The 16,408-nt window shown below is 70.3% G+C and carries 13 protein-coding genes and 1 pseudogene; 8 read left to right on the forward strand and 6 right to left on the reverse strand.

Annotated elements, in window-relative coordinates:
- Positions 1-792: 792 nt before the first annotated feature.
- Genes JIW86_RS05240 through JIW86_RS05255 form a run of 4 tightly spaced genes read left to right on the forward strand, consistent with a single transcriptional unit; the run spans position 793 to position 2,521 of the window.
- Positions 793-1,077 carry a GMC family oxidoreductase N-terminal domain-containing protein gene (locus tag JIW86_RS05240; protein WP_257559222.1) on the forward strand — a complete coding sequence of 95 codons (285 nt, stop codon included), beginning with the start codon at positions 793-795 and terminating at the stop codon, positions 1,075-1,077.
- Positions 1,038-1,487 carry a GMC family oxidoreductase gene (locus JIW86_RS42060; protein ID WP_257552728.1) on the forward strand — a complete coding sequence of 150 codons (450 nt, stop codon included), beginning with the start codon at positions 1,038-1,040 and terminating at the stop codon, positions 1,485-1,487. The genes JIW86_RS05240 and JIW86_RS42060 overlap by 40 nt, the downstream gene beginning before the upstream one ends.
- A 60-nt stretch (positions 1,488-1,547) precedes the next feature.
- Complete coding sequence (locus JIW86_RS42065; RefSeq protein WP_416237524.1) at positions 1,548-1,682, forward strand: hypothetical protein; 135 nt, start codon at positions 1,548-1,550, stop codon at positions 1,680-1,682.
- On the forward strand, positions 1,679-2,521 hold the full coding sequence (locus tag JIW86_RS05255) for a hypothetical protein (RefSeq protein WP_257552729.1): 843 nt from the start codon (positions 1,679-1,681) through the stop codon (positions 2,519-2,521). The genes JIW86_RS42065 and JIW86_RS05255 overlap by 4 nt, the downstream gene beginning before the upstream one ends.
- A 96-nt stretch (positions 2,522-2,617) precedes the next feature.
- Here JIW86_RS05255 and JIW86_RS05260 read toward each other — a convergent pair whose 3' ends face one another.
- On the reverse strand, positions 2,618-3,826 hold the full coding sequence (locus tag JIW86_RS05260) for a cytochrome P450 family protein (protein ID WP_257552730.1): 1,209 nt from the start codon (positions 3,824-3,826) through the stop codon (positions 2,618-2,620).
- Between the two features lie 84 nt (positions 3,827-3,910).
- Positions 3,911-5,245: a S28 family serine protease gene (locus JIW86_RS05265; protein WP_257552731.1), complete on the reverse strand. Its 1,335-nt coding sequence runs from the start codon at positions 5,243-5,245 to the stop codon at positions 3,911-3,913.
- Positions 5,246-5,473: 228 nt separating this feature from the next.
- Between JIW86_RS05265 and ctaD the strand changes: the two genes are divergently transcribed.
- A complete protein-coding gene (ctaD, locus tag JIW86_RS05270) occupies positions 5,474-7,132 on the forward strand; it encodes a cytochrome c oxidase subunit I (RefSeq protein ID WP_257552732.1) in 1,659 nt (552 codons plus the stop codon).
- Complete coding sequence (locus JIW86_RS05275; RefSeq protein ID WP_215141060.1) at positions 7,129-7,521, forward strand: cytochrome c oxidase subunit 4; 393 nt, start codon at positions 7,129-7,131, stop codon at positions 7,519-7,521. The genes ctaD and JIW86_RS05275 overlap by 4 nt, the downstream gene beginning before the upstream one ends.
- Before the next feature lie 28 nt (positions 7,522-7,549).
- Here JIW86_RS05275 and JIW86_RS05280 read toward each other — a convergent pair whose 3' ends face one another.
- Positions 7,550-9,205: a cytochrome b gene (locus JIW86_RS05280; protein ID WP_257552733.1), complete on the reverse strand. Its 1,656-nt coding sequence runs from the start codon at positions 9,203-9,205 to the stop codon at positions 7,550-7,552.
- A 272-nt stretch (positions 9,206-9,477) separates the two neighbouring features.
- On the opposite strand from JIW86_RS05280, the pseudogene JIW86_RS05285 reads away from it, so the two are divergent.
- Positions 9,478-12,190 (forward strand): annotated as a pseudogene (locus JIW86_RS05285) (glycoside hydrolase family 2 protein).
- Between the two features lie 57 nt (positions 12,191-12,247).
- Here the strand turns inward: JIW86_RS05285 and JIW86_RS05290 are convergent.
- The 3 genes from JIW86_RS05290 to JIW86_RS05300 form a co-directional block, all read right to left on the reverse strand.
- Positions 12,248-13,057: an IclR family transcriptional regulator gene (locus JIW86_RS05290; protein ID WP_257559223.1), complete on the reverse strand. Its 810-nt coding sequence runs from the start codon at positions 13,055-13,057 to the stop codon at positions 12,248-12,250.
- Between the two features lie 98 nt (positions 13,058-13,155).
- Positions 13,156-13,959: a hypothetical protein gene (locus JIW86_RS05295; protein ID WP_257552734.1), complete on the reverse strand. Its 804-nt coding sequence runs from the start codon at positions 13,957-13,959 to the stop codon at positions 13,156-13,158.
- The gene (locus JIW86_RS05300; protein WP_251064206.1) at positions 13,956-14,534 is read right to left on the reverse strand and encodes an RNA polymerase sigma factor; all 579 of its coding nucleotides are present in this window, start codon (positions 14,532-14,534) and stop codon (positions 13,956-13,958) included. The genes JIW86_RS05295 and JIW86_RS05300 overlap by 4 nt, the downstream gene beginning before the upstream one ends.
- Before the next feature lie 468 nt (positions 14,535-15,002).
- Between JIW86_RS05300 and JIW86_RS05305 the strand changes: the two genes are divergently transcribed.
- Positions 15,003-16,382, forward strand: coding sequence for an MFS transporter (locus tag JIW86_RS05305; RefSeq protein WP_322975602.1), 1,380 nt, complete (start codon positions 15,003-15,005; stop codon positions 16,380-16,382).
- Positions 16,383-16,408 lie beyond the last annotated feature (26 nt).

Genomic DNA, 16,408 nt, shown 5'->3' on the forward strand with positions numbered 1-16,408 from the left:
TCACCGACCTGACCGGCCTGGACGGTGGCGGATACCGCTCCGACGGCTACCTCGTCCAGCGCGGCGAGCTCCCGTACGCCAGCGGGTACGTACGGGTCAACGGCGGCACCGGCAACATCTGGACCGGACTCACCCCGCGCATGCTGCCCGAGGACTTCGACACCGAGGCCTTCGGCTACGGCCGCAGCTGGCCCCTGACCTACGCGGACCTCGAGCCGTACTACCGCGCGGCGGAGTTCGCGATCGGGGTATCGGCCGACGTGGACGAGCAGCGCGCGGAGGTGGGCCTGCCGTTCCCCGAGGGCTACGTCTTTCCCATGCGGGCCCTGCCTCCCAGCCGTGTCGACGCCGTCCTCGCCGGACGTCTTGACGGCAAGCGGGTCGCGGAGCCCGGCGTCGGGGAGCCGGTGGAACTGCGCGTGGTGGGCACGCCTCAGGGGCGCAACGGCATCGCGAATCCCCGGTACGCGGGCGGGGCGGGTTACGAACCCGTCGGTGCGCACGGGCGCCCCGATCCGGACAGCCGGTGCGTGGGCAGCGCGACGTGCATCCCCCACTGCCCCTCGCACGCCAAGTACACCCCCTCAAGACGCAGGCGGGCTGGGGCCCTTCGGTCACGCTCGTGGACCGGGCCGTGGTCAGCCGGATCCTCGTCGATCCGGGGGGCCGGGCCACCGGAGTCACATACCTGGCTCCGCCGCGGACCGGCGAACGCGCGCAGGATGGTGCGCAGCCGGATCCGCAGCCGGTCCGCAGGCCGTGACCGGCCACACCGTGCACGCGGATGTGGTGGTGCTGGCCGCGCACGCGATCGAGAACGCCAAGCTGCTGCTCCTGTCCGGCCTGGGCAACCGCAGCGGACAGGTGGGCCACAACCTGATGGACCATCCGGTGCTGCTGACCTGGGGGCTGCTGCCCGAGCGGGTGGGCCCGTACCGCGGGCCGGGTTCCACCTCGGGTTTTGAAGGGTTCCGGGCGGGGCCTGCCCGCCGCCGGCGCGCGCCGTTCAGGATCGAGATCGGCAACTGGGGCTGGGTGTGGGCCAAGGGGCCGTCGACACGGACATCGCCGAGCTGACCCGTGCGCCGGGACCGGACCGGCGGCGCGGGCTGCGGGGAAGCGAGCTGCGCCGGGCGGTGGCCGACCGCATCGGACGGCAGTTCACGCTGCAGTTCGAGATGGAACAGAGCGCCGACCCCGCCAACCGCGTCACCCTCGATCCCCGGCACCGAGACCGGCTCGGTCTGCCGCGCCCGGTGGTCACCTACGGCCTGTCCACGCATGTGAAGGACGGCATCGCGGCGGCCAAAGCGGTGTCCGACCAGCTCTTCGCACTGCTGGGCGCCGAGGACCACACCGCCTTCGAGCCCACCGCCTGGCCCGGCCGCTTCGAACACCGGGGCCGGACCTACGGCTACCGGGGCGCCGGCCACGCCGCCGGCACCCACATCATGGGCGGCAGCCCCCACACGTCGGTGGTCGACTAGTGGCAGCGCTGCTGGGACCACCCCGGCCTGTACGCGGTGGGCTGCGGCAGCATGCCGTCCGTGGCGACGTCCAACCCGACCCTGACCATGGCCGCCCTCGCACTGCGCAGCGCGGAGCGGATCGAAGCCGAGCTGGCCGACCGCGACCGGCCCGTCACCCTGACCGCCACCCGAGCCTTCGGAGCCACCTCGTGACCCCACTGCCCCTGCCGCCCGTCGCCGCTCCCTACCAACTGCCCTTCCACTACGGGGCGCTCCACAACATCGGCCTGGACTACCTCGTCGACCCCGAACCGGTGCGGGAGGTACTGGCGAAGCACCATCCGGCCCTGACCGCGGCGGAGTTCGACGGACAGTGTCTGGTCTCGCTGAACTACCAGCTGTACTTCGCCCAGTACCAGTTCGGCGGGGGCATCACCCAGGAGATCGAGGTCAACATCGTCGCCTACCCCACGGCGGCCGCTGATCGGCTCCCGCAGGTGGGCTATCAGCAGTACGCCCAGGGGTACGACCAGACCAAGCTGCTCGGCATCGCCCGTATCCACGTGCTGTGCGACAACGCGCTGGCCATCGACGCCGGGCGCAAGCTGTACGCGGAACCCAAGTATCCCGGCTGGTTCGAGGTGGAGATGCCCTCGCTCAACGGCCCGGACGGCGACACCTGGGAGGTCCACTGCCACGCGGCGGAGGCCACCCCGGACGGCGGGATCGCCCGCCGTGACGGCGAGTTGTTCTCCTTCAGCGCCCACCTGGGCCGGCTCACGTCCGTCCCCGCGAACAACACCCCGATCACCGGGTACGGCACCGATTCCGCGGGTGTGGCACTCGCCGGTCCGATGAACGTCTACCAGCCCTACCGCTGGTACGACCTCAGCGGCCCGGCGTCCGGATGCTCGCAGCTCACGGTGCACGATCCGGCCGGTGACGTCGGCCAGGACCTCCTCCGGCTCGTCCGCGACACGCCCGCGGCCGGGGCCTGGACCTACCAGTCCGCCCCGGTCGCCGCCCACAACCGTCCGTACTACCTCGCCTGACCGGTCACAGGGACAGCACGTGCCCTCGCCGGCCAGGTCAGGGGTGTGCCGGTCCGCCGCCGTGCGACGCGGCGGACCGGCCCCGGGCGCATCAGGTCACCAGCGCACGGGAAGTTCCCGTACGCCCCTGATCAGCATTCCCGGCACCCAGGACAGCTTCGACTCGTCGGCGTCACCGGCGAGTTCCGGGAAGCGCTCCAGCAGCGAGCGGAGCGCGATGCGGCCCTCCATCCGGGCCAGCGGCGCACCGAGGCAGTAGTGCAGACCGTGCCCGAAGGCGATGTGGCCGCGGGCGTCCCGGCGGATGTCGAAGCGGTTCGGGTCCTCGAAGCGCGCCGGGTCGCGGTCCGCGTCGGCCATGGCGATCAGGACGGCCGAGCCCGCCGGTATCACCACCCCGCCCATCTCCACGTCCTCCAGGGCAAGTCGCTCGGTGCAGGTCTCGACCGGACCGTCGTAGCGGAGCATCTCCTCGATCGCGCCGTCGAGAAGACCGAGGTCGTCGCGCAGGTCGGCGAGCTGGTCGGGGTGGGCGAACAGAGCCCGCATCCCGTTGCCGATCATGTTGACCGTGGTCTCGTGTCCGGCGATGAGCAACAGGACGCTCATGCCGATCAGTTCGCTCGGCGAGAGCCGGTCGCCGCCGTCGTCGACGGCGTGGATCAGCGCGCTGAGCAGGTCGTCGCCCGGGTTGGCACGCTTGGCCTCGATGAGCCCGGTCAGATACTGCGGCATCTGCGCGTACGCGGCGGCCTCGGCCTCCGGGCTGGTGCGAGCCACCATTTCGCTGGACCACTTGCGGAACGCCTCGCGATCCAGCTCGGGCACGCCGAGCAGCTCACATATGACGGTCATCGGAAGCGGGAAGGCGAAGGCGTTCACCAGGTCTGTCCGGCGCGCTTCGTTCGCCTCCATGGCGTCCAGCAGTTCATCGGTCACCTGCTGGATGCGCGGTGCCAGTGCCTCGATGCGGCGCGGGGTGAACTCCCGGGCCACCAGGCGGCGCAGCCGGGTGTGGTCCGGCGGGTCGGACATCAGCATGTGCGCGAGCGCCGGGTGGTCCTGGTCGGCATTGATGATCCGGCCCATGTCGCCGGATCCGCGCCAGTCCCTGCTCAGGCGCGGATCGGTGAAGGCCGTACGGCAGGCGTCGTGGCCGACGACCAGCCATATCTCCTCGCCGTCCGCGGTGCGCACATGGTGCACGGGCCCCTTCTCCCGGAGGGCCGAGTAGACCGGATACGGGTCGCGCGTGAAGTCCGGGCTGAGCTCCAGCAGATCGACAATGGCAGGTCGAAGCACCATTCCATTCCCCCTGAATCGAATGCGTTGCGAAAATCGTACGCCGATGCGTGTAACCACCACAGTAGTCGTGAGGTAGCTGGGCGCCTACCTCGCCAGGCCTGCCCAGCGGCGCAGGGCGGCGGTGGCCTCCTGGGCCTCGTCCGCACGCAAGCCGCCTATGGAGACATGGTGATTTGCGTCGGGCACGGTGAACAGGAAGGAGTCGTGGGTACCGTTGCCCAGGCGGAAGGGCTCCGCGGTCGCCACGTCGTTCTCACCGTTGACGAACATCAGCGAGCTCCCGCGCCGGCGGACCCAGCGGTCGACGTCCTTCATCGCCGCGGGCCGGAACCGCAGGTCTATGTCTCGAGGCACATACGAGCGGATCTCCTGGATGCCTGGATAGCGCAGCAGACCGTCCAGGTGCGGGGTCGCAAACTGCGCGTACCCGAGCTGGGTGCCCAGTTGGTAGAAGTACGGAGTGAAGGCAGCGAGGGTCTGGTCGGTGTAGACGGGAAGCTGGGTCACCTTGGCGATCCATGCGTAGAGGGTGTCGTCCGTGACCTCGGCCGTGGGTACGGACACGCAACTGCCTGGGGGCTGGTGCATCCAGAACATCATCGGCAGGCGCAGGACGGCCAGTTCGAACGCGCGGTCCACGCCCCCGATGGTCTGGAAGGTCTTTCCGTCGGCCTCGGCCCACCGGCCGTACCGCTCCGTCATCGCCTGGCGCCGGATCAGTCCCTCACGCTGGACGGACTTGATCGCCGCTCGGCACTCGGCGGTTCCTATCTGCTCGAGGCGCGCATCGTGGGCACGGTCGTCCCGGTCGTCCGTGTTGTTGGGGGCGGCGTACGCGACCGTGCCGGCCACGTCGTGCGGGTAGAAGCGGCGGTGATAGACGGCGGCCATGCCGCCCTTGCTTCCCCCGGTGGAGATCCATGGGCCGCCGTAGACCGCCTTGAGGGCCGTGATGAGCCGATGGTGGTCACTTGCCGCCTGCCAGATGGTCAGCGTGGACCAGTCCGCGCCTTCGGGCCGGGACTCCCCGAAGAAGCGGTGCTCGGTGGTGATCTGGTTGGCGTCCAGCAGGGTGGTCGGCTCGGACGGGCGCTGCGGCGACCCTCCGAGGTCGTAGCCGTTGGAGTAGAGCACCACGGGACGCCGTGTCGACTTGTGCACCAGCGTCACTCGCTGGTCGAAGAAGCCCTTGCCGGGATGATGGTGGTCGGTCGGCTGGCGGTAGGCGAGGTCGAGGATGGTCTGCCCCGGATCGGCCGGCCGTTCGCCGACCACGCGCATTCCGGGGATGGCCGCAATCCTGGCGCGCAGGTCGCCGTCCGGCGGCTGAGCCGCAGCCGGGGTGGCCAGTCCCGTGACCGTCAGCAATGCCATCAGCAGGGCCGACAGGGGCAGTCGGAGTCTCGTCGTATGTGTCATACGTCCAGACAACCGGCTGCTCAGGGCCCGAGTATCCCCCACGCGGGGATGGCTTCTCCCCTGACGGGGGAGAACGGGTCCGTACGTCGCCGCCGCCTCCACGGGAAACGGTCCCCGATCTGGCTAACTGCCGACGGCGCGCCGTTCGGGTACCGGGCGGGACCGTGCGTGGCTGCCAGGGTTGGCGGGCGACGCAGTACCCGTCTCGCACGCACCCCTGGAGTCCTCATGGTCTCGGTCGACAGCACGCCGGAACGGGCGGTACGCGATCCGGGTACCGAGCGCCGTGTGTCAACGGGGAACACTGTGCTGAGGCTGCTGTCGACCACCGATCACAAGGTGATCGGCAACATGTACCTGGTCACCGCGTTCGCGTTCTTCCTGTTCGCCGGAGTGCTGGCCCTGGTCATGCGGGCCGAGCTCGCCCGGCCCGGTCTGCAGATCGTCTCGCCCGAGCAGTACAACCAGCTGTTCACCGTCCACGGCACGATCATGATGCTGCTCTTCGCGACACCGACCTTCACCGGCTTCGCCAACGCGGTGATGCCGTTGCAGATCGGCGCACCGGACGTGGCCTTCCCCCGGCTCAACGCCCTCACCTACTGGGTGTACCTGTTCGGCGGGCTGATCGTGGTCAGCGGGTTCCTGACGGCGAACGGCTCGGCCTCGTTCGGCTGGTTCGCCTACGCCCCGCTCAACAGCGCCGTCTACTCCCCCGGAGTGGGCGCGGACCTGTGGGTGATGGGTCTGGCCGTCTCGGGGCTGAGCACCATCCTGGGTTCGGTCAACTTCATCACCACCATCCTCTGCCTTCGCGCGCCCGGCATGACGCTCTTCAGGATGCCGATCTTCACCTGGAACGTGCTGTTCACCTCGATCCTGGCGCTGCTGGCCTTCCCCGTCCTCACCGCGGCGCTGCTCGCGCTGGAGGCCGACCGGAAGTTCGGGGCCCATGTCTTCGACGCGGCCAACGGCGGGGCGCTGCTGTGGCAGCACCTGTTCTGGTTCTTCGGCCATCCCGAGGTGTACATCGTGGCGCTTCCGTTCTTCGGGATCGTCAGCGAGATCGTGCCGGTGTTCAGCCGGAAACCCATCTTCGGATACGCCGCCCTGGTCGGCGCGACGATCGCCATCACCGGGCTGTCCGCCACCGTCTGGGCCCACCACATGTTCGCCACCGGCGCGGTCCTGCTGCCCTTCTTCTCCCTGCTGTCCTTCCTCATCGCCGTCCCGACCGGAGTGAAGTTCTTCAACTGGATCGGCACGATGTGGAACGGCTCGCTGTCCTTCGAGACACCGATGCTGTGGTGTATCGGGTTCCTCGTCACCTTCCTCCTCGGCGGTCTCACGGGCGTGATGATCGCCTCTCCTCCGCTGGACTTCCACCTGACCGACAGCTACTTCATCGTGGCGCACCTGCACTACGTGCTCTTCGGCACGATCGTCTTCGCCACGTTCGCCGGTTTCTACTTCTGGTGGCCCAAGCTCACCGGGAAGCTGCTCGACGAACGCCTGGGGAAGATCCACTTCTGGCTGCTGTTCGTGGGCTTCCAGCTCACCTTCCTGGTACAGCACTGGCTCGGTGAGCAGGGCATGCCGCGCCGGTACGCCGACTACCTGGCGGCGGACGGATTCACCCTCCTCAACTCGCTGTCCACGATCGGCTCCTTCCTCCTGGGCCTGTCCACACTGCCCTTCCTGTACAACGTGGCCCGGACGGCCCGGCACGGACGGCGGGTGGACGTCGACGATCCGTGGGGCTGGGGCCGTTCGCTCGAGTGGGCCACGAGCTGCCCGCCGCCCCGGCACAACTTCGAGGCCCTGCCGCGCATCCGGTCGGACTCGCCGGCCTTCGACCTGCACCACCCGGAGGTGAAGCCGCTATGAAGGCGGAGGCATGGCTCTTCAGCGGGGTCGCGGTCTTCTTCGCGGTGACCGGCGGCGTCTACGTGTGGTTCTCGGACGATCCGGCCGGGGCCGCCGCCCTCGCCGTGTCGTTCCTGATGTCCGCGCTCATCGCCGCCTTCCTGTGGTGGCAGTTCCGACGCGACGGCTACCGGCCCGAGGACCGTGCGGACGCTGTCGTACGGGAGGCCGCGGACCGGCGGTTCTCCTTTCCCGCGCGGAGCTACGCACCGGCGGTCTCGGCCGTGGGGACGGCGCTGGTGGGCCTGGGCGTCGTACAGGGTCTGTGGCTGGTCCTCATCGGATTCGGCGTCCTCGTCCCGGGCGTCTTCGGGTTCGTGTTCCGGCCGGGTGAGGGTCGCGAGGGATGAGGGCCGCGAGGGGTGAGCTCCCGCACGGTCAGTCCCCGGCGGTGGTCTCCCGCGCGTCGGGGCCCGCGAGGATCGTGTCGACCGTGCGCCGGTCCTCGGCCGACAGGGGCGGCGTCAGCACGTCCTTGTAGTACCAACGGCTCATGGCCGTGCGCAGCCGCTGCGCGAGCCCGCGGATCCGGCCGCCCCGGACCGGGGCTGCCGGGCGGACGGGGCCGAAGACGGGGTACACCAGCAGCGGATACCGCCGTGCGGCGCTCAGGGGCCGGTGCGACGGGTGGTATCCGCCCTCGACGGCCTGGCGCACCTCGTCGGTCTCCTCTCCGTGCGTCAGGGCGTCGATGTCCTCGCGCTGCAGGGCCAGGCAGATCCGCCGGGTGAGCCAGAAGGCCACCGGCGGTACGAGGAACAGCGCGCCGCGCAGGGCCCACGTCAGCCCCGGCAGGGGGAGGTCGAAGACGAAGGCGATCAGGTCCTGCGCACCGGCGAGCAGCAGCACCGTGTAGGCGGAGAGCACCGACACCGCCAGGGCGGTCCGGGCCGGCCGGTGGCGGGGGCGGTCGCACAGGTGCTGTTCGCCCTGGCCGGGGCTGATCCAGCGCTCGAAGTAGGGATACGCGTACAGGCCCGTGAACAGGACGCCGGGGAGCACGATGCCGGCCACGAGCGGGTTCCACATCAGGGTGTGGCCCCACAGCCTGGTCTCGACTCCGGGCATCAGCCTCAGCGCGCCCTCCAGGAAGCCCACGTACCAGTCGGGCTGGGCGCCGGTGGAGACCTGGTCCGGCAGGTACGGCCCGTAGGCCCAGACCGGATTGATCTGTGCCACCGCCGAGAGCGCCGCGAGAACGCCCGCGACCAGGAAGAAGAAGCCCGCCGACTTCGCCGCGTACTGGGGGAAGAAGGCCTTGCCGACGGCATTGCGGCCGGTCTTTCCGGGCCCGGGCCACTGGGTGTGCTTCAGGTGCACGACCAGGAGGAGGTGGAGCGTCACCAGTGCGAGGAGGAGCCCCGGGACCAGGAGGATGTGCACGGGGTAGAGCCTGGACACGATGTCCTCGCCCGGGTATTCGCCGCCGAAGACGAGGAAGCTCATGTACGTGCCGACGACGGGCAGGGACAGCATGATGCCCTGGGCCGTGCGCAGGCCGGTTCCGGAGAGCAGGTCGTCGGGGAGCGAATAGCCGGCGAAGCCCTCGACGAGGGCGAGCACGAACATCGTGACCCCGACCATCCAGTTGAGTTCCCGCGGTCTGCGGAAGGCTCCGGTGAAGAAGACGCGCAGCAGGTGTACGGCGATGGCGGCGACGAACACGAGCGCCGCCCAGTGGTGCATCTGGCGGATCAACAGGCCGCCGCGCACGTCGAAACTGATGCGCAGGGTGGACGCGTAGGCCTCCGAGACCTGCAGGCCGCGCAGCGGGCCGTAGGAGCCGGTGTAGACGACCTCGTCCATCGACGGCTGGAAGAAGAACGCCAGGTACGTGCCGGTCAGCAGCAGTACGACGAGGCTGTAGAGCGCGATCTCTCCGAGGAGGAAGGACCAGTGGTCCGGAAAGGCCTTCCTCAGCGTCCCCTTGACCACTTCGGCCAGGGGCAGCCGGGCGTCGAGCGCGACGGCGGCCCGCGTGGCCGAGCGCCCGGCCCGGCCGGCCCAGCGCGCCCTCCTCTTTTCCGCCAGCACCGATCCACGCCTTCCCGCCGGAGGTCGCCGAAGTACCGGCTCGTGCCGTCGAGCATGGCGCTCCGGCGGCCCGCCGGCAGGAAGGCACGCAGCCCGGAGGCGGAATGCGCCTCCCATGGCGGACCCGCTGCCGCGGGCAGGAGAGCCGCCGCTCCGGCGTGGGCCTGTTGCCGTCGGGTGTGACCCCCGCCGTGGCAGACTCGAGTCCGTTCAGTCCGGATCTGCCCCCATATCGGGCCTGGATCCCGACCCCCGTCCCCGCGGGAGGCCCCGTGTTCCGCTGGCTCGCTCTCGTACGAGGCGCAGTCGCCGCCCTCGTCGCCGCCGGCCTGATCCTCAGCCTCACCGCCGGCACCACGCGGGCGGCCGCCGGGGCTCCCGGGCCCCGGGCCACCGCGGTCGCCGCGGCGCCGGGCAGTGCGACGGTCCTGTCCGGCTACGCGATCCAGTCGACGGCGAAGGTCGCGGACCCGTCGGTCACCGTGTCCAGCCCCGGCTATCCGGCGGCGGGCTGGTACCCGGCCGGGCCGCGCTCCACCGTCCTCGCGGCGCTGCTCGCCGCCGGTGTGTACCCGGATCCCTTCTACTCCACCCAGCAGAAGCAGATCCCGGCCGCGGACTTCACCGTGCCCTGGTGGTACCGGTCCGACTTCACCGTCGCCGACCCGAGCGCCCGTACGTACCTGGACTTCAGCGGGGTGATCTCCGCCGCCGACGTCTTCGTCAACGGCCGCCAGATCGCCACCGCGAGCACCGTCGCCGGTACGTACACCCGGCACGAGCTCGACGTCACCGACCTGATCAGGGCGGGCGCCAACACGGTCGCCTTCCGGATCCAGCCCAACAACCCGCGCAAGCGGCTCACCATGGGCTGGCTCGACTGGCTGCAGCCGCCGCCCGACGAGAACATGGGCATCGTCCGAGATGTCACGGTGCGCCGCGGCGGGCCGGTCGCCCTGCGCGACGCGCACGTGGTGAGCGCCCTGGCCATGCCGTCGATGTCCTCGGCCGACCTGACCGTCAAGGCCCGGGTGCGCAACGACACATCGGACACCGTCACCACGACGGTGTCCGGCACCGCGGGTCCGGCCGCCGTCAGCCGCACGGTCACACTGGCGCCCCACGAGACCAGTACCGTCGTCTTCTCCCCCGCCGACCATCCCGCGCTGAGGCTGAGTGCGCCCCGTGTGTGGTGGCCCGCCTCGATGGGCGAGCAGCCGATGTACGGTCTCGAGCTGACCGCGACGGTGAACGGCACGACCTCCGACACGGCTCAGGCGTCCTTCGCCCTCCGTGATGTGCAGGCACCCCTGAACGCCGACGGCGCCCGGCAGTACCGGATCAACGGCCGCCCGCTGCTGATCAAGGGCGCCGGCTGGTCCCCCGACGAGTTCCTGCGCTGGGACCGCACCTACGTCGAGGACCGGCTGCGGTACGCCCTTGACCTGGGCCTGAACGCCCTGCGTCTGGAAGGGCACATCGAGCCCGACGAGTTCTTCGACCTCGCCGACCGGTACGGGATCCTCACGCTTCCCGGCTGGGAGTGCTGCGACAAGTGGGAAGGGGAGGTCAACGGCACCGAGGCCGGGGAGAGATGGGACACGCCCGACTATCCCGTCGCCAAGGCCTCGATGGCCGCCGAAGCGGCCCGGCTCCGCCACCACCCCAGCGTGATCTCCTTCCTGATCGGCAGCGACTTCGCACCGAACGAGGAGATCGAGGAGATGTACGTCGACGCGCTGAAGGCCGCCGACTGGACGACCCCGGTGGTCCCCGCGGCCTCCGACGCCTCCGCGCCGATCACCGGAAGCTCCGGCATGAAGATGACGGGTCCCTACGACTGGGTGCCGCCCGGCTACTGGTACGCCAAGCGCGAGGGCGGTGCGACCGGCTTCAACTCCGAGACCAGCGCGGGCCCCGACATCCCCACTCTCGACACGCTGCGCCTCATGATGTCCCCGGCCGAGCTGGAGACCCTCTGGAAGAACCCGTCCGCCGCCCAGTACCACCGCTCCCCTCCCCCACCTTCGCGACGCTCAAGCTGTACAACGCCGCACTGGCCGGCCGGTACGGCCCCCGGCCGGCCTCGAGGACTACGTGCGCAAGGCGCAGCTCGCCCAGTACGAGAACGTGCGCGCGCAGTTCGAGGCGTACGCCCGCAACGCCAAGGACGCCTCCCGGCCGTCGACCGGCGTCATCTACTGGATGTTCAACAGCGGCTGGACCTCGCTGCAGTGGCAGCTGGTGGACCGGTACCTCGACCAGGGCGGCGCCTACTTCGGCGCGAAGAAGGCGAACGAGCCCCTGCACATCCAGTACGGGTACGACAACCGGGCGGTGACCGTGGTCAACAACCGGACCTCGGCGGCCTCGGGGCTGACCGCGCGGGTGACGCTCTTCGGCACCGACGGCACGCAGCGGTACGACCGGACCGTGACCGGTGTCGGCGTCGCGGGCGGCGGCGCGAGCGGAACCGTGCTGACCGTCCCCGCATCGGTGCCCGGCCTGACCGGCACCCATCTGGCCCGGCTGCTCCTCACCGATGCCGACGGGCGGGAGGTGAGCCGCAACGTCTACTGGCTCTCCACCGCGGCGGACGTGCTCGACTACACGAACAGCAGCTGGTACCACACGCCCACCACTGCCTACGCCGACCTCACCGGGCTGAACTCGATGCGGCAGGCGACCGTCACCGCGACGGCCGCGACGACGGCGGACGGTTCGGGGACGTCCACGACGACGGTGACCGTGCGCAACACGGGCACCGGAAACACCCCCGCCCTGCTCACCGATGTCCACCTCGTGTCGGCGCAGGGCGCGCCCGTGCTGCCCGTGCGGTGGAGCGACAATCAGATCAGCCTCTGGCCGGGCGAGTCGGCCACGCTGACCGCGGCCTACCGGACCGGCGATCTGCACGGCTCCGCGCCGCACCTGCGGATCTCCGGCTGGAACACGCCCACCGTCACGATCCCCGCCGCCTCATAGGGCGGGCCCGCCGCGCGTGAGGTGCGGCGGGCCCGTCCGGGGCGCCGGCGGTCCGGTTCAGGCGATCGGGGACAGGAGGCTGCTGCCCAGCCCCGCAGGGCCGGTCCCTCCCTCCTGTGCCGCGTTCTGACGCGCGGCGGACTGCGTGCTCCCGGCGACGATCAGGGCGATGAGGACGGCCGCGGCTTCGCTCTGCAGGATCCGGGCGGCCTGTTGCAGGCGGCGCGGGTCGGTGGCCGGGATGGACAGGGCCACGCACTCCGCGTTCGGACCCGCCGTGATCGGCACCGCCGCGCAGACCGTGCCCAGGGCGTACTCCTGGCGGTCGAGGAGGGGGGCGCTGGGCCGACGGCTGTCGAGTTGGTGGAAGAGGGCTTCTGGGGTGCTGAGGGTGTAGGCGGTGAAGCGGGTGAGCCGGTGACGGGAGAGGTGGTCCTTTCGCTGGTCGTCGTCGAGCTGGGTGAGCAGGGCCTTGCCGACGGCGGAGGCGTGGGCGGCGGCCCGGAAGTCCACCCATTCCTCGACGAGCGGGGTGGCCGGCCCGTCGGCGTACTGGGTGATGGAGACCTCGCCGTCGGTGTAGCGGGCGACGTAGACGGCGGCTCCCACCGCGTCCCTCACCCAGGCGAGGGTCTCCTGCAGGTGTGCGCGACCGTCCTCGCCATCGGTGAGCCGCAGGGCGCTGCCGGCGATGTACGCGTCGGGGCCGATCGGCGTGGCCAGGGCCGCGCGGATCAGTTGCTCCATGGCCCGGGCAAGGGCCAGTTGGGGCAGCCCCGTTTCGCGGGCGATCTGGGTCAGGCTCACTCCGCCCGAGTAGCGGTTGATGACCTCCAGCACCCGCAGGGCGCAGTGGACGGATTCCATCGCGGCCGACGCGGGCCGTCGTTCGGGTGAACTGCGGGCGGCCCGGATCGGGTGGGGCTCCTTGAGCACTTCGAGGGCCCACGTGTGCGCCGCTTCGGTCAGGTGCAGGGGGTTGAGGCGTGCGTGCTGTGCGACGGCGGCGGCGACCTGTGGACCGGGGAGGGGAACATCCCCCAGGTCCGGGTCCTCGGACCAGACGCGTGCCGTGACGGCTCGCCGCAGCCGGGGGGCAGCCGGTACGGGGGGCGTACGAAGCAGCCTCCGGCGGTGAGGGCGGTGAGGTTCTGGGTGGTGATGGGCGGGGAGGTCCAGATGATCGAGGCCCGCAGGGCTTCCTCGAGGCTCTCTGGGATCTCCGGCAGGGACGGCAAGTGCTCGTCCGGCGGCAGTGCCTGGGCCTGGCGCTTCCAGTGGCGGGCCGTCTTGACCTCGGCGCGGGCCAGGTGGTGGAGGTAGAGGCACCGGGCGGCGGTCTGCGAACCCGCGCCGGCCGCGTACTGGAACCAGAACTGCGCGCCCTCCTCGTCGTTCAGGTAGAGGAGGCAGCCGAACAGCAGTGCGGAGTCCGCTCCGTGCGGCCACGAGTCGGCGCCCAGGGCGAGCTCCGCGAAGGGCCGGCTCTCGGCCAGGACCCAGGCGATCTCGTCCAGGGCCCTGGCGGCCCGCACGTGACAGGTGGCGTCCAGGACGAGGTCGTCGGCCGACCGCGGCGCGGGCGGGACGCCCGCCTCCGTGCCGATCGCCGCCCGGGCACGGTCGGCCACGATCCGGCGGGCGATCCGGCGCCGCGCCGCGCCCTCGTCGTAACCGGCGTACTCCTCGACCAGAACCTCCGCTTCCTGCAGTGCCGCGTCCAACCCATCCCACGTCACAGGGTCGCGGTCGCGAGTCACATCGCTCACTGGTCCTTCTCCTCTCCAGGGACCCAGTCCACTCCGAGTTTCCGGGACAGGTTTCGGCGCGCGCCCCGGATGTGCGAACGCACGGTCGCGGAGGAAATGCCCATCATCCGGGCGACCGAGTCGTTGTCGTTGCCCAGCAGGAAGGCCAGCAGCACCACGTCGTACTGCCGCTCGGACAGGTCCGCGATCGCCGCGTACAGGCCGAGTTTCGACTCCAGCAACTCCATCCGCTCCCGGGAGGCGCGGCGCAGCGCGGCGAACCACGCGGTCTCCACCATCGCCACCGACCGGGCCGAGACCGCGAGTCTGCGCTCGACGTGCTCGCGGAGCACCGCCCACGCGAACCCGTGCAGGCTCGCCTCCTTCAGGGCGTGCGGCCACACCTTCAGCAGGAAGGTGAACACGTCGTCGACCACGTACTCCGCGTCCTGCCTGGAGCCCAGCTGCAGATGGGCATAGCGCAGGTAGGCGCGATGCTGCTGGGAGTGGAAGGCGGTGTAGTCCACGGGCAGGACACCAGCCAGCTCGCTGGAGACCGCCTGGTCTCCGGATGGGTCGAACTCGCCCTCACTCATGCACTCTCCCACGGCTGCTCGTCGCCGCCCACGGGGGCGGCGACACCCTGACCACGTCAAAAGCGAAAACACGGACCGCGGTAGCGGCTATCAGCACGAGGGCAACGACCTCGACGTTCACGTCTGCGCGAAACCTTCCCAATGGCGTGCGTAGCGGGTCTGCCTACCCCCCGGTTCCGGCAGCCTCAGAGCACCAAGCGCTCCTCATCACCACCCCATCGGAAAACACGTCCGATCGTGCAAGCCGGTCCCCGGGAATCTTCCGGAAGTAGCGCATCCACTCCCCCGCGCGCCCCGAGGCGCCCGCGCACGCCCCCGGTTTTCTTAGCGGGACGTTAGATCTGGGTGGCGGAGCTTGTCCGGGGGTGACGGCAGCCGCATGCTCTGGACACTTCCCCACCACTGGGGCATCTCCCCCGTCCCCATCAGGGACTTCCGTCTGGAGCCGCCATGTCCTCGTCCACCGTCATGCCCACGTCGCCGTCACCCGGGGACGAGCGCAAGAAGCGCCGTCTCGCCCTGATCGGCGGGTCGCTCGGCAATCTCGTCGAGTGGTACGACTGGTTCGTCTACGCCAGCTTCGCGATCTACTTCGCCGACTCCTTCTTCCCCGGCGACAATCCGACCACCCAACTGATGAACACCGCAGGCATCTTCGCGGTCGGCTTCCTGATGCGGCCCGTCGGCGGGTGGATCCTCGGCCGTGCCGCCGACCGGCACGGGCGCAAGAGCGCGCTCACCCTGACCGTGACCATGATGTCGGTGGCCGCCCTGCTGATCGCCGTCGCCCCGACCTACGGCCAGGCCGGATACTTCGGCGCTCTGGTGCTGCTGCTCGCGCGGCTGCTCCAGGGGATGAGCATCGGCGGCGAGTACGCGGCCAGCGCCACCTACCTCACCGAGGCGTCGGCCCGCAATCGGCGCGGCCTGGGCTCGTCCTTCCAGTACGTGTCGATGACGTGCGGGCAGCTCCTCGGCCTGGGCATCCTGATCACGTTGCAGCACACGCTCACCACGGCCCAGTTGGAGAGCTGGGGCTGGCGGATCCCGTTCCTCGTCGGGGCGTTGTTCGCGGTGGTCGTCTTCTGGCTGCGGCGGCGGCTCCAGGAGACCGACGCGTTCAAGGAGGAGACGGCGGGTGAGGACGCCCACGACGACAGCACGCGCGGCACGCTGAAGGCCCTGTGGCTCTACCGTCGGCAGGCCGGCCTGGTCATGGCGCTCACCCTGGGCGGCACCGTGGCGTACTACACGTACACCACGTACCTCACCAAGTACCTGGTCGGCAGCGCGGGCATGGAGAAGACGACCGCCACACTGGTCAGTTTCACCGCCCTGACCCTGTTCGCCGTGCTGCAGCCCTTCGCCGGGATGCTGTCCGACCGCATCGGCCGCCGTCCCCTGCTGATCACCTTCGCCGTGGGCTGCACCGTGGGTACGTACCCGATCATGACCGCCCTCGGGTCGGCCTCCTCGTACTGGTCCGCGCTGGGGCTCTCGCTGCTGGCCCTGGTGATCATCACCGGCTACACCTCGATCAACGCGGCCGTCAAGGCAGAGCTGTTCCCGACCCGGGTGCGCGCCCTGGGCGTGGCACTGCCGTACGCGATCGCCAACGCGCTGTTCGGCGGTACGGCGGAGTACGTGGCGCTGTGGTTCAAGAGCAGTGGCCACGAGACCATGTTCTTCTGGTACGTCTCCGGGTGCGCGCTGATCTCCCTCGTGACGTACGTGCTCATGCCGGACACCCGCGATGCCGCGCTCAGCCGCGCCGAAGCGCAGGCCGACGCCGACGCGGATGCCGATGCCGACCCGGACCGGCCGGCGGTGGCTCCCGTAAAGTACTGACCCCGGTCACAGGTCGCGAGGGAACT

This window comes from Streptomyces sp. NBC_00162 (genome assembly GCF_024611995.1).
Lineage (GTDB): Bacteria > Actinomycetota > Actinomycetes > Streptomycetales > Streptomycetaceae > Streptomyces.

What these genes read in the sequence shown, in the direction of transcription:
- JIW86_RS05260 (WP_257552730.1), bottom strand. Translation starts at nt 3,826, where the DNA reads ATGGTGCTTCGACCTGCCATTGTCGATCTGCTGGAGCTCAGCCCGGAC.
- JIW86_RS05265 (WP_257552731.1), bottom strand. Translation starts at nt 5,245, where the DNA reads ATGACACATACGACGAGACTCCGACTGCCCCTGTCGGCCCTGCTGATG.
- ctaD (WP_257552732.1), top strand. Translation starts at nt 5,474, where the DNA reads ATGGTCTCGGTCGACAGCACGCCGGAACGGGCGGTACGCGATCCGGGT.
- JIW86_RS05275 (WP_215141060.1), top strand. Translation starts at nt 7,129, where the DNA reads ATGAAGGCGGAGGCATGGCTCTTCAGCGGGGTCGCGGTCTTCTTCGCG.
- JIW86_RS05290 (WP_257559223.1), bottom strand. Translation starts at nt 13,057, where the DNA reads ATGGAATCCGTCCACTGCGCCCTGCGGGTGCTGGAGGTCATCAACCGC.
- JIW86_RS05300 (WP_251064206.1), bottom strand. Translation starts at nt 14,534, where the DNA reads ATGAGTGAGGGCGAGTTCGACCCATCCGGAGACCAGGCGGTCTCCAGC.
- JIW86_RS05305 (WP_322975602.1), top strand. Translation starts at nt 15,003, where the DNA reads ATGCCCACGTCGCCGTCACCCGGGGACGAGCGCAAGAAGCGCCGTCTC.